Origin of the sequence: Pseudoduganella rivuli (genome assembly GCF_009674485.1) — a bacterium.
Classification (GTDB): Bacteria; Pseudomonadota; Gammaproteobacteria; order Burkholderiales; family Burkholderiaceae_D; genus Rugamonas; species Rugamonas rivuli_B.
The window spans coordinates 321,468-344,254 of the sequence record NZ_WKJJ01000005.1 but is presented as its reverse complement, the minus strand read 5'-3'; the positions used below and the strand labels follow the sequence as shown (position 1 = coordinate 344,254).

The window sequence follows — 22,787 nt, the reverse complement described above, 5'->3', positions numbered from 1 at the left end:
CATGATCAAGGAAATGATGCGGCAAATGCTGCTGGGGATAACATCGAAGGTAGCTGCGGCGCAGGTGGAAGCCGGCGTGCGCGCTTATCTGCACAGCTGGCGCAGCGGCGACGCGGTGGCGCGCGCCAACCTGTTTTCGGACGACGTGGTGCTGGAAGATCCGGTGGGCGCCGCGCCCGTCGAAGGCAAGGCGGCGCTGCTGGCGTTCTGGGCCCGCGCGGAAGGGCCGCATGCGACGTTCGAGCCGGAACTGGTGCGGCTGACCGTGTGCGGCGACGAGGCGGTGGCGGTGTTTAATTTGAAGGTGTCGTTCGACGGCGCCGGCAGCGCGGTACTGCGCATCATCGATCATTTCCAGTTCGATGCGCAGGGGAAGATACGGCGGTTGCGGGCGTTTTGGGATGCGCAGTCGGTCGAATAAGTTGGCGTGGAATCCGTAGGGCGGTTTGGCGCACGCATGGCGGCTTCCGCTGCGCGGAAACCGCCCTACGGGTTTGACGCCGCGTTTGTTTTTTACCGGATCCCCATGTTGGCGACGCTGTTCAACAGCAGGCGCACCAGCTCCGTCTGGCGCGTCACGTCGGTCTTCGAGAAGATCGCCCGCAAATGCGCGCGGGCCGTGTTGCGGCGGATGCCCAGTTCCATCGCGGCGTCCTCCAGCGACAGGCCGTTGGCCAGCTGCACGGCCAGCGCCGCTTCGGCCGGCGTAAAGCTGAACAGCTGGCGCACGATATCGACCGGCGCTTCCGCCTTGCCTTCCGGGTCGCGGATATAGATGGCGGCGGCGGGACTGCTGGCCCCTTCCGACCACTCGCTGGGCGGCACGCTGTGCACCACCACGCCGAGATTGCGCTTGCCCGAATGGCGTTCGATGGAAATGGCTTCCACCACGGCCGTGCGGCGCGCCATGCCGTAATTGTCCAGCGCATGCCTGATCAGGCGCTGCAATTCCCGGTTGCCGCTGGCGTGCGTCGCGTGCGGCATGTTGCCCACCAGGCGCATGCCGTCGGCCGACGCCAGCAATTCGTCGGCCTGGCGGTTGGTCTTCAGGACGCGGCCTTGCTTGTCGAGGATGATGGTGGCCACCATCAGGCGGTCCATCGCGCCCGCATACAGGCGGCGTTCGGATTCAGCCAGGTCGAGCCTGCCGTGGAAATGGACGGCGCGTTTGAAATGCGGCAGCAGCAGGCCGCACAGTTCCTTGTCCGCGCTGGTGAAGTTCGGCGCACCATGACCACGGCAAACGCGCAGCCGGCATTCGCCGCCATCGGCCGTGCGGATGTCGGCGCCCATCAGGCGGTGCACATCGTACGGCTTCAAAAACTCCTGGTAAAACGGCGATGCCATCCACGCTTTTTCATCGAGGATGTCATTGATCGTCACCATGCGGTCGCCCGGCAGGCCGACGAACGGGTCCATCGCGAAGAAGTGGCTGTTATACGAAATCAAGCCTTCGGTGGTGACGTCTCCCACGTTCACCATCAGGCCATGGTCCCCCACTTTCGGCTGGCGCAGGATCAAGGTCACGTAATTCGCTTCGAGCAAATTGCGCAACCCCATCAGGCACTTTTCCCAGGGGACGGGTTCCAGCAAGCCATCGTAGATGGATGCGGTCAATTCGCTGAATTTCTCCAGCGGGAAGGTGGCGACGGCGTTCTTCATAGTGCCCCTCAGCTGGCAGCCCGCGCTCAGGCCAGCTTCGATTCAAAAATGCGGCGCTCGCCCAGATGCGGCGGCACCTGCGCGGCATCGGTATAGAACTGCGCATACCATTCGCGCAACTGGTACACCGGACCATCCGCTTCACACAGCAGCGGGTTGTCGATGCGTGTTTTATTATGCCAGATTGCAACATCTTCATAGAACGCTTCCTGGGCCAATTTCACGTATTGCATGGCTGCCGCGTGGTTTTGTTGCTCATCGAGGCCGGGGAATTTGCGCACCATGACGCCGAAGCGCAATTCAAAGCTGTCCAGGTCGATCGGCACGTGGCAATTCAACAGGATGGAATCGACCGGGTAGCCATTCATCTCGCCCTGCATGACGGTGATCTGGTACGACGGGCCGTAGTAGGTGGCGATGCTGGTGAGCACCCCATCTTCCGACAGGCGCGGGCTGCGGCTGACCATCACCTGCTCCGCTTCATGGCCTTCGAAGCGGTTATGGAAACTGGTGACCTGCGCGCCGTGCACGTGGCCGAAGTGCGCCATATCGGCCACGTTGTCGATCAGTTCGCGGCAATTGGTGTTGATGACCATGCGGTCGATGACCCAGTCGGTCCACTCGTCCGAGAACGCGGCATCGATGCGGGGAATCGCCACGTGCTCCGGCGGCGCGTTGCCTTCGGGGTCGTTCCACACGAACAGCAGCTTGTTCTGCTCCATGGTCGGCCACGCGCCGACGCGGGCCTTGGGCGGCACCCGTTTGCAATACGGGATTTCGCTGCACGAACCATCGCCGCTCCAGCGCCAGTCGTGGAACGGGCATGCCAGGGTGTCGCCCTTGACCTGGCCCTGGCTCAGGTCCGCGCCCATGTGCGGGCAATAGCCGTCGAGGATGTGCAGCGCGCCGGATTCGCCCTGGTACGCCACCAGACGGCGGCCGAAGATGTTCAGCGTATGCGGCTTGCCGTCCTTGTAATCATCCGCCAGTCCCAGGCAATGCCATCCGCGCGCGTAGCGGTTGGCGACGGGGGCTGCTTCGATCTTGTAAACCTTTGCCATGCTATGTCTCCTTGTTTTTATGGGGTGGACTTATGCACCCATACCGACAAAGTACGAATTTGGCGGTGTTCCGGCATCGTCTTAACGGACGATGCCCGGGACCGGCGCCGGGCCGATAGTGCAATCACCTACACTTTCCGGAGTTCCCATGTCCACCGATCCCCAGGTACAGGCCATCCTCGCCATGTACGCCGGCTTGCCGGCGCCCGATTACGCCACCTTGCGCGCCGTCGATTACCGCGCCGGTGTTGCACAAATGCAACCAGTCCCGCTGAACGAGGACGTCGCACGCGTGACCGAATGCGTGCTGCCGGGGCCTGCCGGTCCCCTTTCCGCGCGGCTGTATCACCCGCAACCGGGCGCCCTCATGCCCGGCATCGTGTTTTTCCATGGCGGCGGCTGGGTCGCGTGCAGCGTGGATTCGCACGACAATATCTGCCGCCGGCTGGCCCGCCTGGCCGGTTGCGCCGTGCTGTCGGTCGATTACCGGCTGGCGCCGGAAGCCGTGTTCCCGGCGGCGCTGGACGATGGCTGCGCCGCGCTGCGCTGGGTCGCCGCGCACGGCGCCGCATTCGGCATCGATGCGTCGCGGCTGGCGGTGGCGGGCGACAGCGCGGGCGGCAACCTGGCTGCCGCCTGCGCCCAGCTGGCGCGCGATCCCGCGCTGGAATTGCCGCCACTGCGGCACCAGTTGCTGTTTTACCCGGTCCTCGACAGCGGTTGCGGCACGCCTTCTTACGCCGCCTATGCGCAAGGGTATTTGCTGACGGCCGACATGATGCGGTGGTTCTGGCGCCAATATGCGCCATCGGCTGCCGCACGTTCGGATGTGCGCGCGGCGCCGGGCCTGGCGTCCTCCGTTGCCGGCCTGCCCGCGGCCACGGTGCTGCTGGCGCAGTGCGACCCGCTGCATGACGAAGGCTGGAAATATGCGGAGCGGCTGCGCGCGGCCGGCGTGCCGGTGACGTTGCGCAGCTGGGAAGGCTTGTTCCATGGGTTTGCCAGCATGGTGGGTATGTTGCCGGCGGCGGATGAGGCGGTGGCGGTGGGCGCCGCGGAAGTCAGGAAAGCATTGCTGGGTTAAATTCCGCTCAATATGGCGGCTTTACCGGACTGCATGCATGGCACATTTCACGGGCCGCCACCTTCCTTTGATTCAACAGACGTGACTCCGTAGGGCGGTTTCCGCGCAGCGGAAGCCGCCATGCCCGCGCCCTATGACGCTTCCGCCAGATCCACAGGCCGTCCCGCCATTTCCGTCATGCCGGCCAGATGATCGGCCGCCAGCATCCCGAACACCATGGCGGGACCAATCGTGGAACCAGCCCCCGGATACGTGGTCCCCATGACCGCCGCACTGCAATTGCCAATCGCGTACAGCCCCGGTATCGCTTCCCCGTCCTGCCCCAGTACGCGCGCATGCACGTCCGTCGCCATGCCGCCCTTGGTGCCGATATCGCCGGGCACCAGCCTGATCGCGTAAAACGGTCCCTGCGCCAGCGGCGCCAGGCAGGGGTTCGGTTTGATATTGATGTCACCGTAATACGTGTCGAACGCGTTGTCGCCCTTGCCGAATTCCTCGTCGACGCCATTGGCCGCGTAGCGGTTCATGTTTTCCACGGTGGCCTTCAGGCCCGCCGCATCGACGCCGATCCTCTCCGCCAGCGCATCGAGCGTGTCGGCCTTGTGCAGCACGTCCTTCAGCGCAGGCGGCAAGCGGTTATCCGGCATCACGGAACCCGGCAGGATCGGCCCGCACGGATACTGCTTGCGGAAACGGCCGTCGAAAACGATCCACGCGGGAACTGCGGATGCGTGGCCCTGCGCTGCCCGCGCATACATGGTTTGCACCAGTTCCGAATACGCGAGGTTCTCATTGGCGAAGCGCTGGCCGGCCGCATCGACAATCACGCAGCCCGGCAATGAACGCTCCACGAAGATCGGGTGCGTATGCGGCATGCCCGGCACTTGCACGGCCGGCACGCCCCACATGTATCCCATCAAATCCAGCTTGGCGCCGACCGCCTGGCCGGCGCGGATCGCGTCGCCCGTATTGGCATGAGGCGGCGTCACGCTCCACTCGGCGCGGGTCGGTTGCGGCAGGTATTGCTCGCGCATGCGCTGGTTCCATTCGAAACCGCCGGCGGCCAGGATCACGCCCCGGCGCGCCCGCAATGGCAGCGGCTTGCCGCCGCGCTGCACCACCACGCCCGTCACCTTGCCATCCTCGTAAATCAGGCTGGTCAGCGGCGTATCCAGCCACAGCGGCACGCCACGGTCGCGCAGCGACGCGCGCAAGCCGGCCACCAGCGCCGCACCCAGTGTCAGGCGGCGGTCCGCGCCGTGCCGCATGCGCCACGGCACATCGAATACATACCGCAAGACGATTTTCAGCAGTTTCAAGATCCAGCCTGCATGCTTGCCGAGGATCAGCCGCGCTTCCGTCTGCGTCATCGACAGGCGGCCGCCGATCAGGGTCGCCCCCAGCGGCGGGCGTTGCAGCGCGAAATCATCGCCCAACTGCGCCGCATCGAATGGCGCCGGGTCCAGCGAGCGGAAACCCGGCTTGGCGCACGGCTTGTGCTGGAAATAATCGGCGTAATGCGGCAGCGCCGTGAAACGCACCCGCGTGCGTTCGTGCAGGTAGCGCACCAGGCGGGGGCCCGCCTGCAAGTAAGCGCGGACCCGCGATTCGTCGAAGTGCGGCGCCACGCAGGCATGCACATAGGCCAGCGCTTCATCGAAACTGTCTTTGGCGCCCGCCTGTTCGCCCAGGTGGTTATTGGGGATCCAGATCCCGCCACCGGAAATCGCCGTGGTGCCGCCGAACTGCGAACACTTTTCCACCACCAGCACGGACAGGCCGTTATCCGCCGCGCGGATGGCGGCCAGCATGGCGCCGCCGCCCGAACCGACGACGATCACATCCGGCTCAGGATCGGCGCCGGCACCTGACTCGGCATCGATCCGGGCGCCCGGCGGCACGGGCGGCGCAGGCGCCGCAGCGCCACGCCCCGACAGCAAGCCCGCCGCCAGCGCCGGCAACAGGAAGATCGAGCCCAGCACATTCACGAGGAACATGAATGCCAGCAGCACGCCCATGTCGGCCTGGAACTTCAGCGCGGAGAAGGTCCACGTCGCCACACCCAGCGACATGGTCACCGCCGTGAACAGCGCGGCAGTCCCGCGCTGCCGCATGGCTTCATAAAACGCCATGCGGAAGTCCTGCCCTTCAGCCCGCATCTGGTGCGCAATGCGCTCGTACAGGTAAATGCCGTAATCGACGCCGACACCGACGCCCAGCGCCACCACCGGCAAGGTCGACACTTTCAGGCCGATTCCCAGCAGCGGCATCAACGCATTGCACAACACGGAGACCAGCGCCAGCGGCACGATGATGCACAACACGGCTTGCCACGAACGGAACGTCAGCAGGCACAGGACCGTGATCGCGCCGAAGATCGCCAGCAACATGCCCACTTCCGCCTGTTCCACGGCTTCATTGGTGGCGGCCATGACGCCCACGTCGCCACTGGCCAGGCGCAATTGCACGGGTTGCGCGTTGCCGGATGCGATGAACGCCTTCACTTCCGACACCACGTGGGCAATGGTCGCCCCCTCATGGTTATCCGTGTAAATCAGCACCTGGATCGCCTTGCAGTTTTCCGTATTCATGCCGTCATCGGGGTTGAAGCTGCGGGCGCCCTGCTGCAGGCCGGCGCCGGTACGCGGCAATGCTTGCCAGCGCGGGCTGCCTTCGTTGTAGGCGCCGATGGTGACTTTCGCCAGCGATGGCACGCTGACCACGGAACGCACGCCGGCCACCCCGCGCATGTGAATTTCGAAACGCTCGATGGCGCTCATGACCGGATAGCGCAGGCAGGCGTCCCCGCTTTCCGCATCGCCGCCTGCCACCGCAATGATGGACAGCACGTCGGAACCCACGTTGTACTGGCTGCCGATGGCCGCGTGGTCGCGGTTATAGCGGGAATCCGCGCGCAACTCCGGCGCGCCGGAACCGATATCGCCGATGTGCAGCAGGCGCGCGCCATATGCACCCGCCACCAGCAGCATGGCGCTCACCAGCATCACCCACGGCGCGACGCGGGGCGACGCGGCGGACGACATGGTCCACCAGAACGCGCTGCGCGCCGCGCCTTTGGCAGGCGCCGGTCCCGCCGCGCGTTCGCCGCAGTACGACAGGAGCACGGGCAGGAACACTTTATTCGTCAAAATCATCAGCAGCACGCCGATGCACGCCGTCACGCCCAGTTCCCGCACGATGGCGATATCGATCGTCATGATCACCAGGAAGCCCAACGCATTGGTCAGCAGCGCCAGGGTGCCCGGTACGAACAGCGCCCGGAACGCATCGGCCGCCGCCCCGCGCCCATCCGTCCCCGCGTGCACGGCCTGGCGCCACGCATTGGTCATTTGCACGGCATGCGACACGCCGATGGAAAAAATCAGGAATGGCACCAGGATCGACATCGGGTCGATGCCATAGCCGATCAGCGGCAATATCCCCAGCAGCCAGACAACCGGCATCAGCGCCACGGCCAGCGCCAGGACACTCATGCGCAACGATCGCGTGTACAGCAACAGCAGCAGGGCCGTGACGGCAAACGCCACGCCAAAGAAGCCGAGCACGCCATCGATGCCGTCCATCACGTCGCCGATCACCTTGGAAAAGCCCGTGATGTGCACGTCGATATTGCGCGCCGCATACTTGGCGCGCAATTGTTCCAGCCGGCGCGCCACGTCCACGTAATCGAGCTTCCTGCCGGTGGCGGGATCGGTTTCCAGCAGCTCGGCCTGCACCATGGCCGATTTCAAGTCATTCGATACCAGTTGGCCGATCTGGCCCGAACGTGCCACGTTGGTCCGCACCAGCGCCAGTTCGTCAGGCTGGCCGGAAAAGCGCGCCGGCACGACGACGTCGCCGTAAAAACCCGCTTCCGTCACTTCCGTGTAACGCACGTTCGGTGTAAACAGCGACGCCACGCGGCTGCGCACCACGCCGGGAACAAAGAACACGTCATCGGTCGCTTCGCGCAGCGCGGCAAGGAAGGGCGCGTTATAGATATCGCCGTCGCCGCGCCAGCGCAGGCTGACCTGGATGCGGTTCGCGCCCGCGAACTGGCGGGCAAATTCCGTATACGTCTGCATGTACGGGTGCCGCAGCGGCACGGTCTTGGCAAAGCCGGGATCGAGCCGCACGCGGGTGGCGGAAAATCCCAGGGCAACGGTGGCCAGCAGGAACAGCCATAACAACGTGCGCCGGTGGCGCAGCAACGTGGCGGCGCAAGCATGGATCAATGCGCTCAGGCGGGGGGACGAGGGCTGGCTCATAAGGTCACTCGCAAAATTCTGTTGATTCAAGGTGGCGCATTACAGCGCTTCGCGGGAAATGCCGGCTTCACCGGCCAGCAGCACGTGGCCGGCGTCGGCTTCGGCCACGGCGGCCAGGCTGGCGCGACCGCCGACCCGGTGGATGCGGAACGTCCTGCCGCCGTCGCCGGACAGCACGACCGCACCGCCCTGCCCCACCAGCACCACGCGGCCATCCTTCAACTGGGCGCCACCGAAATACGACGTGGGCAGGCCGGTATCGACCGCGTCCCACGTGACGCCGAAGTCGGTGCTGCGGAAAACGTGGCCGCGCATGCCGAACACCAGCCAGGCGCCGTCGGCCAGCGCCAGTCCGCCGAACAGCGAACCTTTATACGGCAGCGCCAGCGTTTGCCACGTGGCGCCGCCGTCGTTCGACCGGTGCAGCAAGCCCGCTTCGCCCACCAGCAGCATGGCGTTGCCCTTGCCCTTGCCCTTGCCCCATACCAGCGCATTCGCGTGGGCGTCGGCGATGGCGGGTGGGGTTACTGCCGGCAGCCACCGGCTGCCGCCATCTTTCGACACCAGGAAGCGGCCGAAACTGCCGACCGCCAGCGCGCCGCCGTCGCCGCGCAGCGCCACGTCGAGCAGCGGGTCCGTGTGTTCGGTATCGAAGCGCAACTGTTGCCAGTGCCGGCCGCCGTCTTCGGTCCCCAGCACGACGCCGTCATGCCCGACCGCCAGGCCATGGCGGTCGTCGCTGAAGCTCACTTGCGTCAAGGTGGAACCGGGCTGGCGGGCCACGTCGGCGTCACGCCAGCCGACGCCGCCATCGTCGGAATACAGGATATGGCCCGCCTCGCCCACCGCCACGATGCGCTGGCCTGCCCGCGCCAGCGCATTGACGTGTAAACGGTCGGCCCGCACGGCGGTGGCGGCAAACACGGGATGGGGGCGCAAGGCGAAGGCATAGACCGCCCCCGCCGCCACCGCGATCGACAGCGCCAGGCTGGCGCCGCGCAGAGTATGTTTCATTGTTGTCTCCTTGACAGCTCTGCGGCTGCGTTTTTCATAGGCCTAGTACACTGCGAATCCGGGGCTCCAACATCGTCAACTTGGACTATGTTGCATCTCCACGCACGGCGGCTTCCGCTGCGCGGAAACCGCCCTACCGGTTCAGTTACAACACTTCGAACAGCGCTGCGGCGCCCATGCCGCCGCCGATGCACATCGTGACCACCACGTGGCGTACGCCCCGGCGTTGCCCTTCCAGCAACGCATGGCCCACCAGGCGCGAACCCGACATGCCGAATGGATGGCCCATGGCGATGGCGCCGCCATTGACGTTCAGGCGCGCATCGGGAATGCCCAGCTGGTCGCGGCAATACAACACCTGGCTGGCAAACGCCTCGTTCAATTCCCACAAACCAATATCGGCCACCGTCATGCCGTGGCGTTTCAACAGCCTGGGGATCGCATACACGGGGCCGATACCCATTTCATCGGACGCGCATCCCGCCACCGCCATGCCCCGGTAGGCGCCCAGCGGCGCCAGGCCACGGGCGCGGGCCAGCGCGGCGCTGGTCAATACGCAGGCGGACGCGCCATCGGCCAGTTGCGACGCATTGCCGGCCGTGATGAATTCGCCTTGCTGTACCCACTGGCCGCCCTGCCACACGGGTTTCAATGCCGCCAGCGACGCCGCATCGGTCGCGCCGCGCGCGCATTCGTCGCGCACCAAGGTCATGACTTCGCTGCCGTTCGGATTGCCGTCGCGATCAAACAACTGGTGCACGCTGGCCATCGGCACGATTTCCGCATCGAACAAACCCGCCCGCTGGGCCGCCGCCACCCGCTGCTGGCTGTGCAGCGCGTAGTCATCCTGCGCGGCGCGGCTGATGCCATAGCGGCGGGCGACGATTTCCGCCGTCTCGATCATCGGGATGTAGGCGGCGGGGTCGTGGGCCAGCACGGCCTGCGCCTGGTTGCGGTACGTGTTTTTATGCTTGTTTTGCGTCAGCGAGATCGATTCCACGCCGCCCGCGACGGCGATTTCCAGTTCGCCGCACATGATGGACTTCGCGGCGCCGGCAATCGCCATCAGTCCCGATGAACACATGCGGTCCAGCGCCATGCCCGGCACGCTGGCCGGCAAGCCGGCCGCAATGGCGGACAGGCGGCCGATGTTGTAGCCCTGCGTACCCTGCTGAGCGGCCGCGCCCATTTGCACGTCTTCCACTTCATGGCCTTCGATGTTCGGCACTTTCGCCAGCGCCGCGCGGATCACGTGGCCACCCAGCGCGGGGGCTTCCGTATCGTTGAACGCGCCCCGGAATGCTTTACCGATCGGCGTGCGGGCGGTCGAAACTATCACTGCTTCCTGCATGGTGTACTCCTTGTTTTTTTTAAAAGTAGTAGCGGCTGATGGCGTCGGCCACGCACGCGGGCTTGGGCTGGCCGTCGATTTCCACGGTGACGCGGATGGTGGCCTGCACGCCATTGCCGGCAAGCGCTTCCGCGTGCACCAGCTGGCACATGCCCCGCACGCGGCTGCCAACGCGCAGCGGCGCGGGGAAACGCACCCGCTCGCAGCCATAGTTGACACCCATCGTCATGCCTTCCACCGTCAGCACCTGCGGCAGAAACAGGTTCACCAGCGACAAGGTCAGGTAGCCGTGCGCCACGCAGGCGCCAAACGGTCCATCCGCCGCCCGTACCGGGTCGACGTGGATCCACTGGTGATCGCCCGTTGCTTCGGCAAACAAGTCGATGCGGCGCTGGTCCACCAGCAGCCACGGGCTGGCGCCCAATACCCGGCCCACGCCGGACAGGAAATCCGCGCTGCCGCGCAAAGTCGTGCCCATGGCGTCCTCCTACGCGTGCTGGCTGCTGACAGGCACCACTTCGCCCACCATGTAGGACGCGTAGTCGCTGGCCAGGAACATCATCACGTTGGCCACTTCCCACACTTCGGCCGCGCGCCCGAAGGCTTCGCGCGACGCCAGGTGGTCCAGCAATTCCTGTGGCGCCGACTTGCGCAGGAAGTCGTGCAGCGCAATGCTGGGCGCCACCGCGTTGATGCGCACGCCGAATTCCGCCGCTTCCAGCGCGCTGCAGCGCGTCAGCGCCATCACGCCCGCCTTGGCCGCCGCATAGTGCGCCTGCTCCTTTTGCGCGCGCCAGCCCAGCACCGACGCGTTGTTGACGATCACGCCCCGGCCCCGCTGCTGCATGGCAGGCAGCATGGCGCGCGTCATCCTGAATGTGCCCGTCAGCGTGATGTCGAGCACGCGGTGCCATTCCGCGTCCGGCATGTCGACCACGCGGCGGCTGCCGCCCAGGCCCGCGTTGTTGATCAATACGTCGACACCCTGCAAGCGCTCTTCCGCTTTTGCGATCAATGCCTGCACCTGCTCTTCCTGCGTCACGTCACACAGCTGGCCGTGGATGTCCTGGCAATCCATTTCTTCGCGCAACTGCGCGACGGCAGCTTCCAGCCGCTGCGGATGGATATCGGAAATCATCAGCGCGCGGCAACCTTCCTCCACGGCGCGGCGGGCGGCGGCAAAGCCGATGCCGCCGCCCGCCGCCGCCGTGATCAGCACGGATTTACCGGCCAGCAGGCCGTGGCCTTTGACATATTCCGGGATAGCTTGTTTCATAGGGTGCCCCTTGGTTCTTTCGGCATGCCGAGACCACGCTCGGCAATGATGTTGAGTTGGATTTCATTGGAACCAGCGTAAATCGTGTCCGCGCGGCTGAACAGGAACAGGCTTTGCAGGCGCTGGCGGCGGCCATCATCGGTACCGTGGTCATCGCCCATCACATTGCCGTCCGCCCCCAGCACGTCCATCGCCAGTTCGCCCAGGTCGCGGTGCCAGTTGGACCAGTGGTATTTGTAGATCAGCGATTCCGGCGCCAGCTTGCCGCTGTCCGCGCCGGACAACATGCGCAGCGCATTGCAGCGCATCGTGCGCAAGCCGATCCATGCACGGGCGATGCGCTCGCGCATGGCCTGGTCGCCCCATGCCCCGTTGTCGCGAGCCGCCGCGATCACCAGTTCCAGCTCATGCAGGAAGTGCATTTGCTGGCCCAGCGTCGACAAGCCCCGCTCAAAACCCAGCAGCGCCATCGCCACCTGCCACCCTTCGCCCGGCTTGCCGACGACATCGCATGCCCTGGCGCGGGCGCCATCAAAGAACACTTCGTTGAATTCCGCGCTGCCGCTGATCTGGCGGATCGGGCGGATGTCGATGCCCGGCTGGTCCAGCGGCATCAGCAGGAAAATCAAGCCCTTGCCGCCCTGAGAACCGGGTTCGCAGCGCGCCACGACGAAGATCCATTGCGATTCGTGCGCCAGCGACGTCCACACCTTCTGGCCTGTGACGATCCAGTCGCCCGTCGCGTCGTCGCGCACGGCGCGGGTTTGCACGTTGGCCAGGTCGGACCCTGCGTTCGGTTCCGAATACCCCTGGCACCACAGTGTGGTGCCCGCGCAAATGCCGGGCAAATGCCGCTGTTGCTGGTCCGGCGTGCCCAGTGCAATCAGGGTCGGACCGATCAAGCCTTCGCCTATATGGCCGACCCGGCCCGGCCCGCCTGCCCGCGCATACTGTTCGTGGTGCGCCACCTGCTGCGCCAGCGACAGGCCCCGGCCGCCGTGTTCCCGCGGCCAGCCGGCGCACGTCCAGCCGGCATCGGCCAGTGCGCGCTCCCATTGCTTGCGCTCTTCCGGATACGCATCCTCATCACCCGGGCCGCCCCGGTGGCGCAGCGCCGCGAATTCGCCGGACAGCCGGGCTTCCAGCCATTGTTCGAATTCGCCGCGCGCCGCGACGGGTGCCCGCGCAGCCGTCGCGCCGTCGGCCAGCACCTGCGCCACGTGCCGCAGGCAGGCGCTGTCGCTGCCGAACCAGTGGCGCGCGGCCTGTGCGCGCTTGAAGTACAGGTGCGGGTCATATTCCCACGTGAACCCCACGCCGCCATGCAGCTGGATGGCTTCCTGCGCGCAGAAGAACAGCGCCTGGTTGGCGGCGTACTTGGCGCTGGCCACCTCCGCTTCGAGTCCCTCCCCGCCGCAGTCGGCCAGCAGCGCCGCCCCATGCACCATCGACGCGGCCGACTCCAGCGCCACCATCATGAGCGCGCAGCGGTGTTTGACCGCCTGGAACGACGCGATGGCGCGGCCAAACTGCACGCGCTCGCCGACGTAGGCCAATGTCAGCTCCAGGCACTGGCGCGCACTCCCGACCTGCTCCGCCGCCAGCGCCAATGACGCCAGCGTCGTCGAGCGGGCCAGGCCGGCCTGCAATGCTTCTCCCGTTGCCTGCCATGCTTCCGCCCCTATCTGCACGTTCGTTAATTGCAAACTTGAGATCGCGCGGGTCAGGTCCATGGTGCGCAATGACGTCAGCGCGACACCCGGCGTGTCCGCGCGCACGGCAAACAGCGCGATTTCGCCATCGTCCGTGCGGGCCGGCACCAGCAGCACGTCCGCCTGCGCGCCGCCCATCACTTGCGCGGCTTCGCCGTCCAGCTGATGGCCGTGCGGCGTGCGCCGCGCGGTCACCGCGCATTGCGCCGCATCCCAGTGCGCCAGTTGCGGCAAGGCCAGCGCCGCCGTCGCCAATCCCGCCGCCATCCGTTCCAGCCACGCCTTGCCGGCCTGCGGCGCGCCGTATTGCAGCGCATCGGCCGCCAGGCAAGCGCTGGCAAAGTACGGCACGGCCGGCAGGCGGCGGCCCATCTGTTCCATCAACAAGGTACGTTCCACCTGGCCCAGGCCCATGCCGCCGCTGTGTTCCGGCACCGTCAGCGCGCACCAGCCCAGGGTCGTCGCCATCTCGTTCCACAACGGGCCATCGTGCGCGGCGGCGCCGGCGGCATGCGCCGGATCCAGCACCGCGCGCAGGCTGGTGGAACAGCACCGTTCGCCCAGGAAAGCGGCGGCCGCGTCCCGTATCATTTGCTGCTCTTCGTTGAGCGTGAAGTCCATGATTACCTCACGCACCATAGACCGGCTGCGGGGCGCGGGCCAGCGCCACCAGTTGCGCCACGGCGTCGCCCACTTCATGCGGCAGCCAGCGCGCGCCCTTGTCGCGCGCCGGGCCCACCTGCCAGCCTTCGGCCAGCGACAGCTTGCCACCCGCGATTTCAAACGTGCGGCCCGTCACGCTTGCCGACTCGGCGCTGGCCAGCCATACCACCAGCGGCGCCACGTTGGCCGGATCGTAGTAATCGAAGCCGCCGTCTTCCGGCGGTTTCATCATGGAGGCAAACACGTCTTCCGTCATGCCCGTGCGGGCTGCCGGCGCCAGGCAGTTGGCGGTCACGCCATAGCGCGCCAGTTCCGCAGCCTGCACCAGCGTCAGCGCGGCAATGCCGGCCTTGGCGGCCGCGTAATTCGACTGCCCGACCGAGCCCGCGAGGCCCGCGCCGGAACCGGTGTTGACGATGCGGCCCGCCACCGGCGTTCCCGCCTTGGCCGCATCGCGCCAGCGCCGCGCCAGCACGTTGGCCAGGCAAAAGTGGCCCTTCAAATGCACGCGCATCACGTCGTCCCAGTCCGCCTCGCCCATGCTGGCAAACATGCGGTCGCGGCAAATGCCCGCGTTATTGACCAGCGCGTGCACTTCGCCATAGGCGGCAACGGCTGCCGCCACGATGCTTTCCGCGCCCGCCATGGCGGTGATGTCACCGCCATTGGCTAGCGCGTTGCCGCCGCCGGCGACAATCCCGTCGACGACAGCTTGCGCGGCTTCCACGCGGATATCGTTGACCACCACGTTGGCGCCCGATTGCGCCAGCGCCAATGCATACGCGCGCCCCAGGCCACCGCCCGCCCCCGTCACGATCACGGTCCTGCCGATACAGATTTTCATGATGCCGTCCTCAAATTCTCTCGATAATCGTCACATTGGCCAGCCCGCCGCCTTCGCACATGGTTTGCAGGCCGAAGCGGCCATTGCCGCGTTCCAGTTCATGCAGCAGGGTCGTCATCAGGCGCGCGCCGGTCGCACCCAGCGGATGGCCCAGCGCGATGGCGCCGCCATTGACGTTGGTGCGTTCGTGCGGATAGCCGGTCTCTTTCAGCCATGCCTGCGCCACGCTGGCAAAGGCTTCGTTGACTTCCACCAGATCGATATCGCCCCAGCGCATGCCGCAACGCTGCAGCGCCTTCTTGCTGGCGGCGATCGGCGCGGTCAGCATCCAGACCGGGTCGTCGCCCATGACGGACAAATGGTGGATGCGGGCGCGCGGCGTCAGGTTGTAGCGCTTCAGCGCTTCCTCCGACACCACCAGCAGCGCGGCCGCCGCGTCGCACGTCTGGCTGGCCATGCCGGCCGTCAACCAGCTCCCTTCGCCAAGCGGCTCCAGTTCAGCCATTTTTTCCAGCGACGTGTTGCGCGGCGTTTCATCGTGCGCAAGACCCGCGCACGGCACGATTTCACGCTTGAAGCGCCCTTCGGCGGCGGCCTGCAAGGCGCGCCGGTGGCTTTCCAGCGCATACGCTTCCATCTCCGCACGCGAACACTGCCACCTTTCCGCGATCATTTGCGCCGCGTGGAATTGCGACACCGGCTGGCCGCCAAAGCGGGCTTGCCACCCCGTGCTGCCGGAAAACGGATCGGCAAACCCCAGCGGTTGGCCCGCCAGCATGGCCGACGAAATCGGGATGCTGGTCATGGTTTGCACGCCGCCCGCCACCACCACGTGCTGCGTCCCGCTCATTACCGCTTGCGCGGCGAAGTGCAGCGCCTGCTGCGACGAACCGCACTGGCGGTCCACCGTCACACCGGGCACGTTCAACGGCAAGCCGGCCGCCAGCCAGCTGGAACGGGCGATATTGCCGGCCAGCGGGCCGATGGTGTCGACGCAGCCGAACACCACGTCGTCATATTCATCGGCGGGAATCGCATTGCGCTCGACCAGCGCGCGCAAGACAAACCCGCCCAGGTCCGCCGCGTGCATGTGCGCGAGGCTGCCGCGCCGCTTGCCGACGGGCGTGCGCAGCGCGTCGACGATATAGGCTTCCGTTCGTTTCATGGTTGTTCCTCCCCGAAGGTGCTGCCCGGTCCCAGCGCGGCATCCCGCGCCAGCACGTGGGCGCGGACGCGCGCCAGGTGCAGGGTGCGCTCGCCCCACGCCGCGTCCAGCGCCCACGCCATTTTCATGAATATCTGTAAGTCCATTTCCCACGTATAGCCCATGGCTCCATGCACCTGCATGGCGTTGCGCGCCGCCAGCAGCGCCGCTTCGCTGGCCGCCACCTTGGCGTGGGACACATGCACCGCGCATTGCGCCGCGCTGTCCGGCGTGCTGTGCGCAAGTGCATGGGCGGCGCGGAACACCACGGGACGGGCGAATTCCAGCTTGACCGCCACGTCGGCCAGGTGGTGCTTGATGGCCTGGTTGACGCCGATCGGCTTGCCGAACTGCTTGCGCTGGTCCGCGTAATCGATGGCCAGGTCCAGCATGCGCTGCGCAAGGCCCAGCAATTGCGCGGCGGCGGCCAGCGCGCCGCGCTGGAATGCCTGTTCCATCAGCCCATGCGCCTGCTCGACGATGCAATATTGCGGTTCGCTGTCCCACTGCACGGTGAACAGGCGGCGCGACGGGTCGATGCTCGGTTGCGCCGTCATGGCGATCCGGCTGGACGGCACGGCAAACAGGCGGCCATCGCGCTCCAGCAGCACCAGGTTGGCCTGGTCGGCGTCGGCCACCAGCGGACTGTGGGCGTGGCCCATCGCCACGCGCAGGCTGCCATCGGCAATGCCCGCCAGTGCGTGGTCGCGCACATCGCCCTGAGGCAATTGCGCCAGCAGGCCGGCCGCCACCCACGACGATTCCAGCAGCGGCGCGGGCAAACCGTGGTAGCCGCATTCGCGGGCCAGCAACACCCAGTCGACATCGGACATGCCCATGCCGCCATGCTCGGCCGGCACCGACAGTCCCGTCAGTCCCTGCTGCGCCAGTTGCATCCACAAATCCTGCGAGCGGCCGCCGGGGCGGTTCCACAGTTCGCGGATCAGTTCCGGCGAGACTTCATTGACCAGGAAGCGGCGCACCGTGTCGGCCAACAGCACCTGGTCTTCTGCAAACGTAAAATCCATGATCTTCTCCTGTCAATGCGCCTCAGGAGCGCGGCATGCCCAGCATGCGTTCGGCCACGATGTTGCGCTGGATTTCATTGGTGCCCGCGTAGATCGGGCCCGATTGCGCAAACATGTAGCCTTCCAGCCAGCGGCCATGGTCCAGCGCCAGCGGTGCGTCCGCCGTGAGTTCGGCCAGCGGACCGGCCAGCCGCTGCGCGGTGTCGTGCAGGCGGATATCGAGTTCCGACCAGAACACCTTGTTGGTGGACGATTCCGGGCCGATATGGCCGCCCTTTTGCAGACGGCTGGCGGTGGCATAGGTCGACAGCGCATACGCTTCCGCATCCATCCAGCCGCGCGCCACGTCTTCCGCCAGCGCCGCATCGGCGCCACCGTGCTGTTGCCGCTCGCGGTACAGCGCGGCCAATGCGCGCGCCGTCTCCTGGAAGCGTGCCGGCGAGCGCAGCATCAGGCCCCGCTCGAATCCGGCGGTCGCCATTGCCACCTGCCAGCCCGCGCCTTCCTGGCCCAGACGGTTTGCGACGGGAATGCGCACATCGTCGAAGAAAATTTCCGCGAAGCCCGTCTGGCCATTCAACTGGCGGATCGGGCGCACCGTGATGCCGGGCGCATCGAGGGGCGTCAGCAGGAACGACAGGCCATGGTGGCGGCTCGATTCCGGGTCCGAGCGGAACAGCCCGAATGCGCAATCGGCCCAGACCGCGCGGGTCGACCAGATTTTCTGCCCATTGACGACGTAATGGTCGCCGTCGAGCCGCGCACTGCAGCGGATCGCCGCCATGTCGGAACCTGCGTTCGGTTCCGACCATGCCTGAGCCCAGATATCGTCGCCGGACGCGATGCGGGGCAGGAAACGGGCCTGCTGCTCCGGCGTGCCGACGTCCATCAGCGTGGGTCCCAGCAGGAACACGCCATTCTGGTTGACGCGCAGCGGCGCCCCGGCGCGCCAATACTCTTCTTCGAAGATCAGCCATTCGATCAAGGTGCAGCCACGCCCGCCCAGCTCGCGCGGCCACGTGACCATGCTCCAGCGGCCGGAATACAGCGTGCGCTCCCACGCGCGGTGTTCGGCGAAGCCCTCTTCCGTGTCGAAGCTTTTCAGCGGTTTGGCCGGCACATGCCCGGCCAGCCAGGCGCGGATCTCGGCGCGGAATGCGCGCTCGGCATCGGTATAGCGCAAGTCCATGGTCAGCCTCCGTTGGCGAATTGCGCGTCGCGTTTTTCCACGAAGGCGGCGCGCGCCTCGCCGGAATCCGTGGTCATGTACGCCTGCAACGTGAAACCCTGCTCCCAGCGGTATTTGTCCTCCAGGTTGCCGTCTTCCACGCCGTTCAGCGATTCCTTGGCCAGGCGCAGCATGGCGGGGCTTTTCGCGGCGATACTGCGCGCGATCTCCAGCGCGGTTTCGCGCAAGTCCGCCAGCGGCACCACGCGCTCGATGGAACCGAGGCGGTACGCTTCGTGGGCCGTGATCATGTCGCCAGTGAAGTACATGTGGCGCACCTTTTGCACGGGGAACAGGCGCTGCAAATGCGCGCCGCCGCCCATCGCGCCACGGTCGATTTCCGGCACGCCGAAGCGTGCGCAGTCGGACGCCACGACGATATCGGCCGCGCCGGACAGGCCGATGCCGCCGCCCAGCACGAAGCCATGCACGGCCACGATGACGGGCTTGGGATTGCGGTGCACGGCGCGGAACGATGCGTAATTGCCGGCGTTGACGTCGACGATGCGCTCCGGGTGCGCGGCCAGTTCCTTGATGTCGACGCCGGCGCAAAAGCCCCGGCCCGCGCCGCGCAGCACGATCACGCGCACGTCGTCGTTGTGGCCCAGCGCATCGAGCGTATCGGCCAGCAATTGCCAGCCCGCGCAATCGAGCGCATTGACCGGCGGCCTGTCGATCACCAGTTCGGCAATGCCTTCGGCGATCGTGGTGTGGAATGGAGTAGTCATGCGGTGTGCCTCCGGTTGGGATGTAAATGGGAAGTGAAGCAGCTCGACAGGCGCAATTCAGCGTCCGCCGCGATGCGGGCAATCAGCGTGGCGCACGACTCCAGGCTGCCGATGGCCGCTGCCGCCTGGCCGCTGGGCAGCACGCCCTCATCGGGCATGCCATCGACCATGGCGCGCTGGATCAGCACGGGCGCGTTGGCGGCCATCAGGGTTTGCGCGGCCGTCATGCCGTCGCCCCGCAGCGCCTGCGCCGCCGTGCGCAGCATGGCGCCCCAGCCCATGCCGGTATGCTTGCGCCAGCGCTGCGCCGTGCCCAGCGCCAGCAGCACGCGGCGCAATCCACCCGCCTGTTCCAGGTGGGCCAGGTAAGGGTTATCGATCATCCGCTGCGGCAAGCCATCGATGGCCAGCGATACGCGGATCGCGGCCGGGTCGCGCACCGCCACGTAGTGCGCCAGCGTCGCGGCGGGCACGGGAGAATCCGTCGTCATCAGGAAGCGCGTCCCCATCGCGATGCCGGCCGCGCCATAGGCCAGGGCTGCCGCCAGGCCACGCCCGTCATAAAAGCCGCCGGCCGCCACCACGGGGGCCTGGACCGCGTCCAGCACTTGCGGCAGCAATAACGTGGTGGGGACGGAACCCGTGTGGCCGCCACCCTCGCCGCCCTGCACCGTCACGATGTCGGCGCCCAGTTCGATGGCTTTTTGCGCATGCTTGACGGCGCCCACGGTGGGCATGCACAGCACACCCGCATCCTTGAGCCGCGCAATGGCGCGCTGGTCCGGACCGCGGCCGTAGCTGACGGCGCGCAGCTTGTGCTTGATGGCGAGCGCGATGGCTTCCTGCGCGTTCGGCTGGAACATATGGAAGTTCAGGCCGAACGGCGCATCGGTCAGTGCTTTCACGCGCAGGATTTCCGCTTCCAGCTGGTCCGGCTCGATGGTGGCGCCGGCCAGGAAGCCGAAGCCGCCGGCATTGCCGGTGGCCGCCACCAGCTTCGCATCGGCCACCCAGCCCATCGCCGTTTGCACGATGGGATAGCGGCAGCCCAGCATCCGGCACAGCACCGTGTCCAGCGGCCCGTTTTGCGTTATCGCGTTCATTTGCGGCCTCCCCGCTGTGAATCCGCCATGCTGCGCGCGTCATAGCCGCCCAGCTTGTCGCCGGATACCAGTTCGTTGTGCACGTGGGCGAAGTGATGCCAGCCGAATGCCGCTTCCATCGCTGCCCGCTTGCCCTGCAATTCTTCCGCATGGTTGACGGCTTGCTTGGCCAGCGCCAGGCCCATGCGGGGCATCGCGGCTATCCGGCGCGCGACGTCATAGGTCGCCTGTTCCAGCCCTGACGACGCCACCACGCGGTTCACCATTCCCAGTTCGCGGGCGCGCGTGGCCCCCATGCGTTCGCCGAGGAACAGGAATTCCTTGGCGATGCGGGGATGCATTTCAAACGGGTGGGCGAAATATTCGACGCCGGGTATACCCATGCGCACCACCGGGTCGCTGAAGAACGCGTCGTCCGAAGCGATGATCAGGTCACACACCCATGCCAGCATCAGGCCACCCGCCACGCAGGCGCCCTGCACCATCGCGATGGTGGGCTTCGGCAAATCGCGCCAGCGGCGGCACATGCCCAGGTAGACTTCCTGTTCGCGGGCGTACAGGAATTCGCCGCCAGGCTTGTTGACGTGGTCATACCAGCCGGACACGCGGTCGAACGACTTGTTGATGTCGCGGCCCGGCGTGCCGATGTCGTGGCCGGCGGAAAAATGCCTGCCCGCGCCGCGCAGCACGATGACCTTGACGGCATCGTCGGCGACGGCGCGCTGGAACGCCGCGTCCAGCGCATACGTCATTTGCGAATTCTGCGCATTGTGGAATTGCGGGCGGTTCAACGTCACGGTGGCGACACCGTCCGACACCGCGTACAGCACGGGTTCGCCCGTTTCATACACGGACGTGTCTTCGCGCTCGACAAACTCCGTATCGGTAAAAGCGTGGTTTATCGTACTCATGCCAGCACCGTTGCACGCAGGTTGTGGGGATCAAGCTGCGCGATCAGCGCCAGCTCGGCGGCCGTCGGCGCGGCGGTTTCCGGGATGTCGTCCGGCACGTGCAGCGGGAAGCCCGTCGCATCCTGCACCTGCTGCGCGGTGACGCCGGGATGCAGCGACACGATACGCATCTGGCGCTGCGGGCCGCCGAAATCCATCACACACAGGTTCGTCACGATGCAGCGCAGCGCGATATCGTCCAGTTGCCAGCCACGCGGCAGGCGCGCCGGGTTATAGCCGATGGACGCCACCATATCGACTTCGCCTTCGACGAACACCTTGCGGCCATGGTTTGGCACGAAAAAGGAATTCGCATGGCTGATGGAATTGCCGGGAAAGCCCCGCACGCCCAGCATTTGCACGGCCGGCTTGTGGTAATCCTTGCCGATCATGGAAATATTGGCCTGGCCGAAGCGGTCGATCTGCGTCGGCGCCACCATGGCGTGGCGGCGGCCGCTCCACACGTTGTCGAAGATGCGGGCAAACCCCATCCACGTTTCCCTTTGCAGCCGGTAGTCGCCGCGCGGCCCCAGCGGCGCCGGCTCGGACAGCAGCCACGCTTCGGAATCCGTCATCATCAAGTCCGGATTGACGGACTTCATGGCCAGCGATGCGGCCAGGCGCGGCAACACGCCGATGCCGGTGGCCAGTACTTCGCCATCACCCTGCCAGGCCCGAGCCGCGGCGCTGGCAATGGTATCGATCAAGGTCGTAGTCATCTTGTCTTCCTTAGAACACGGGCAAGGCCAGCTTGCGGATGGCGTCGAGCCCGCCCACGCGGCGCAGGTATTCCTGCTCGCCGCAGGCGATGTAGCGCTCCGCATACTGTTGCCAGCCATCCGGCTCGCGCGCGCCGGCCGCGTATTGTTTGAAATGGGCCTGGTCGAAGCCGTACAGGGGCGCGCACGATGTCGGGTGGGCGCCGCCCGGCGCATGTACGACGGCGGTGGTGACGGCGCGTTCCCAGTGCACGTAACGCGCTTCGTCGCCCTGGGCGAAATGGCTGCTGTCGACCAGCTCATCGCACGACACGTAGGTGTGGCGCGCCGCGCGGGCAAACAAGTCATCCATGTACAGGTCCGGCCCTTTCACCTGGCACACGCCACGCGCATCGGCGCGGTCCACGTGCAGCAGCGCCGCATCGAGCGTCAAGGCCGGCATGGCAACCCACTGTTTTTCGTCATACGGGGAATCGATGACGGCAATCCCGGGGTTGTGGCGCAGTACGTCCGTGCCCAGGCCGACCGCCGTGGGGATGAAGGGAATGCGCATGGCGGCAGCCTTCAAACCCAGCAGCAGCATGCCTTCATCGATTTCCATCACGTCGATGGCGCCCTGCTGGCGCGCCGCGCGGAAATACGGTTCCAGCGGAATGAAGTCCAGCGACACGAAAGCGAACACCAGTTTTTTGACCTTGCCCGCCGCGCACAACATGCCGACATCGGCGCCGCCATACGCCACCACGGTCAAATCCTTGACGGGAGAGCGCAGCAATTCGCGCACCAGCGCCATCGGCTTGCGGCGCGGCCCCCAGCCGCCGATGCCGATGGTCATGCCATCCTTCAGTTGCGCCACCACGTCGGCGGCGGATTTTTGCTTGTCCATGGTCCC

Annotated in this window: 19 protein-coding genes and 1 pseudogene; 2 read left to right on the top strand and 18 right to left on the bottom strand. The window is 66.3% G+C overall.

What is annotated here, in order from left to right:
* The first annotated feature begins 1 nt into the window (after position 1).
* Positions 2-421: a nuclear transport factor 2 family protein gene (locus GJ700_RS10250; RefSeq protein ID WP_154373283.1), complete on the top strand. Its 420-nt coding sequence runs from the start codon at positions 2-4 to the stop codon at positions 419-421.
* Between the two features lie 92 nt (positions 422-513).
* Here GJ700_RS10250 and GJ700_RS10245 read toward each other — a convergent pair whose 3' ends face one another.
* The gene (locus tag GJ700_RS10245) at positions 514-1,662 is read right to left on the bottom strand and encodes a helix-turn-helix transcriptional regulator (protein WP_154373281.1); all 1,149 of its coding nucleotides are present in this window, start codon (positions 1,660-1,662) and stop codon (positions 514-516) included.
* Between the two features lie 26 nt (positions 1,663-1,688).
* Entirely contained in the window at positions 1,689-2,723 is a 1,035-nt protein-coding gene (locus GJ700_RS10240; RefSeq protein ID WP_154373279.1) for a 3-ketosteroid-9-alpha-monooxygenase, oxygenase component, read from the bottom strand.
* Positions 2,724-2,871: 148 nt separating this feature from the next.
* Here GJ700_RS10240 and GJ700_RS10235 point away from each other — a divergent pair, with 148 nt between their 5' ends.
* Complete coding sequence (locus GJ700_RS10235; protein WP_154373277.1) at positions 2,872-3,807, top strand: alpha/beta hydrolase; 936 nt, start codon at positions 2,872-2,874, stop codon at positions 3,805-3,807.
* A gap of 131 nt (positions 3,808-3,938) precedes the next feature.
* On the opposite strand, the gene GJ700_RS36080 is transcribed toward GJ700_RS10235, so the two are convergent.
* From GJ700_RS36080 to GJ700_RS10160, 16 genes and pseudogenes are all read right to left on the bottom strand, one after another.
* Positions 3,939-8,075, bottom strand: a complete 4,137-nt coding sequence (locus GJ700_RS36080; RefSeq protein ID WP_195763847.1) for an efflux RND transporter permease subunit — start codon at positions 8,073-8,075, stop codon at positions 3,939-3,941.
* A gap of 39 nt (positions 8,076-8,114) precedes the next feature.
* Positions 8,115-9,089, bottom strand: a complete 975-nt coding sequence (locus GJ700_RS10225; protein ID WP_154373275.1) for a WD40/YVTN/BNR-like repeat-containing protein — start codon at positions 9,087-9,089, stop codon at positions 8,115-8,117.
* A 145-nt stretch (positions 9,090-9,234) separates the two neighbouring features.
* Positions 9,235-10,440: an acetyl-CoA C-acyltransferase gene (locus GJ700_RS10220; RefSeq protein WP_154373273.1), complete on the bottom strand. Its 1,206-nt coding sequence runs from the start codon at positions 10,438-10,440 to the stop codon at positions 9,235-9,237.
* Between the two features lie 19 nt (positions 10,441-10,459).
* Positions 10,460-10,918: a MaoC family dehydratase gene (locus GJ700_RS10215; protein WP_154373271.1), complete on the bottom strand. Its 459-nt coding sequence runs from the start codon at positions 10,916-10,918 to the stop codon at positions 10,460-10,462.
* Positions 10,919-10,927: 9 nt separating this feature from the next.
* Positions 10,928-11,716, bottom strand: a complete 789-nt coding sequence (locus GJ700_RS10210) for an SDR family oxidoreductase (RefSeq protein ID WP_154373270.1) — start codon at positions 11,714-11,716, stop codon at positions 10,928-10,930.
* Positions 11,713-12,924, bottom strand: coding sequence for an acyl-CoA dehydrogenase family protein (locus tag GJ700_RS35370; protein WP_229506920.1), 1,212 nt, complete (start codon positions 12,922-12,924; stop codon positions 11,713-11,715). Before GJ700_RS35370 ends, GJ700_RS10210 begins: the two co-directional genes overlap by 4 nt.
* A 9-nt stretch (positions 12,925-12,933) precedes the next feature.
* Positions 12,934-14,049: pseudogene (locus GJ700_RS35365) on the bottom strand (acyl-CoA dehydrogenase family protein); the annotation flags it as partial.
* Positions 14,050-14,056: 7 nt separating this feature from the next.
* The gene (locus tag GJ700_RS10200; protein ID WP_154373266.1) at positions 14,057-14,935 is read right to left on the bottom strand and encodes an SDR family oxidoreductase; all 879 of its coding nucleotides are present in this window, start codon (positions 14,933-14,935) and stop codon (positions 14,057-14,059) included.
* A 10-nt stretch (positions 14,936-14,945) separates the two neighbouring features.
* Positions 14,946-16,100, bottom strand: coding sequence for an acetyl-CoA C-acetyltransferase (locus tag GJ700_RS10195; RefSeq protein ID WP_154373264.1), 1,155 nt, complete (start codon positions 16,098-16,100; stop codon positions 14,946-14,948).
* On the bottom strand, positions 16,097-17,167 hold the full coding sequence (locus GJ700_RS10190; RefSeq protein ID WP_154373262.1) for an acyl-CoA dehydrogenase family protein: 1,071 nt from the start codon (positions 17,165-17,167) through the stop codon (positions 16,097-16,099). The genes GJ700_RS10195 and GJ700_RS10190 overlap by 4 nt, the downstream gene beginning before the upstream one ends.
* A 22-nt stretch (positions 17,168-17,189) precedes the next feature.
* Complete coding sequence (locus tag GJ700_RS10185) at positions 17,190-18,356, bottom strand: acyl-CoA dehydrogenase family protein (protein WP_154373260.1); 1,167 nt, start codon at positions 18,354-18,356, stop codon at positions 17,190-17,192.
* 2 nt (positions 18,357-18,358) lie between these two features.
* Positions 18,359-19,123, bottom strand: coding sequence for an enoyl-CoA hydratase family protein (locus GJ700_RS10180; RefSeq protein ID WP_154373258.1), 765 nt, complete (start codon positions 19,121-19,123; stop codon positions 18,359-18,361).
* Positions 19,120-20,226 (bottom strand): NAD(P)H-dependent flavin oxidoreductase, encoded by a 1,107-nt coding sequence (locus GJ700_RS10175; protein WP_154373256.1) that lies wholly within the window; start codon positions 20,224-20,226, stop codon positions 19,120-19,122. The genes GJ700_RS10180 and GJ700_RS10175 overlap by 4 nt, the downstream gene beginning before the upstream one ends.
* Positions 20,223-21,137, bottom strand: a complete 915-nt coding sequence (locus tag GJ700_RS10170) for an enoyl-CoA hydratase (RefSeq protein WP_154373254.1) — start codon at positions 21,135-21,137, stop codon at positions 20,223-20,225. The genes GJ700_RS10175 and GJ700_RS10170 overlap by 4 nt, the downstream gene beginning before the upstream one ends.
* Positions 21,134-21,895, bottom strand: a complete 762-nt coding sequence (locus tag GJ700_RS10165) for a CoA-transferase subunit beta (protein ID WP_154373252.1) — start codon at positions 21,893-21,895, stop codon at positions 21,134-21,136. The genes GJ700_RS10170 and GJ700_RS10165 overlap by 4 nt, the downstream gene beginning before the upstream one ends.
* Before the next feature lie 10 nt (positions 21,896-21,905).
* The gene (locus GJ700_RS10160; RefSeq protein ID WP_154373250.1) at positions 21,906-22,781 is read right to left on the bottom strand and encodes a CoA transferase subunit A; all 876 of its coding nucleotides are present in this window, start codon (positions 22,779-22,781) and stop codon (positions 21,906-21,908) included.
* Positions 22,782-22,787 lie beyond the last annotated feature (6 nt).

Coding starts and splice junctions, on each gene's coding strand:
- GJ700_RS10250 (WP_154373283.1), top strand. CDS start 2: ATGATCAAGGAAATGATGCGGCAAATGCTGCTGGGGATAACATCGAAG.
- GJ700_RS10245 (WP_154373281.1), bottom strand. CDS start 1,662: ATGAAGAACGCCGTCGCCACCTTCCCGCTGGAGAAATTCAGCGAATTG.
- GJ700_RS10240 (WP_154373279.1), bottom strand. CDS start 2,723: ATGGCAAAGGTTTACAAGATCGAAGCAGCCCCCGTCGCCAACCGCTAC.
- GJ700_RS10235 (WP_154373277.1), top strand. CDS start 2,872: ATGTCCACCGATCCCCAGGTACAGGCCATCCTCGCCATGTACGCCGGC.
- GJ700_RS36080 (WP_195763847.1), bottom strand. CDS start 8,075: ATGAGCCAGCCCTCGTCCCCCCGCCTGAGCGCATTGATCCATGCTTGC.
- GJ700_RS10225 (WP_154373275.1), bottom strand. CDS start 9,089: ATGAAACATACTCTGCGCGGCGCCAGCCTGGCGCTGTCGATCGCGGTG.
- GJ700_RS10220 (WP_154373273.1), bottom strand. CDS start 10,440: ATGCAGGAAGCAGTGATAGTTTCGACCGCCCGCACGCCGATCGGTAAA.
- GJ700_RS10215 (WP_154373271.1), bottom strand. CDS start 10,918: ATGGGCACGACTTTGCGCGGCAGCGCGGATTTCCTGTCCGGCGTGGGC.
- GJ700_RS10210 (WP_154373270.1), bottom strand. CDS start 11,716: ATGAAACAAGCTATCCCGGAATATGTCAAAGGCCACGGCCTGCTGGCC.
- GJ700_RS10200 (WP_154373266.1), bottom strand. CDS start 14,935: ATGAAAATCTGTATCGGCAGGACCGTGATCGTGACGGGGGCGGGCGGT.
- GJ700_RS10195 (WP_154373264.1), bottom strand. CDS start 16,100: ATGAAACGAACGGAAGCCTATATCGTCGACGCGCTGCGCACGCCCGTC.
- GJ700_RS10190 (WP_154373262.1), bottom strand. CDS start 17,167: ATGGATTTTACGTTTGCAGAAGACCAGGTGCTGTTGGCCGACACGGTG.
- GJ700_RS10185 (WP_154373260.1), bottom strand. CDS start 18,356: ATGGACTTGCGCTATACCGATGCCGAGCGCGCATTCCGCGCCGAGATC.
- GJ700_RS10180 (WP_154373258.1), bottom strand. CDS start 19,123: ATGACTACTCCATTCCACACCACGATCGCCGAAGGCATTGCCGAACTG.
- GJ700_RS10175 (WP_154373256.1), bottom strand. CDS start 20,226: ATGAACGCGATAACGCAAAACGGGCCGCTGGACACGGTGCTGTGCCGG.
- GJ700_RS10170 (WP_154373254.1), bottom strand. CDS start 21,137: ATGAGTACGATAAACCACGCTTTTACCGATACGGAGTTTGTCGAGCGC.
- GJ700_RS10165 (WP_154373252.1), bottom strand. CDS start 21,895: ATGACTACGACCTTGATCGATACCATTGCCAGCGCCGCGGCTCGGGCC.
- GJ700_RS10160 (WP_154373250.1), bottom strand. CDS start 22,781: ATGGACAAGCAAAAATCCGCCGCCGACGTGGTGGCGCAACTGAAGGAT.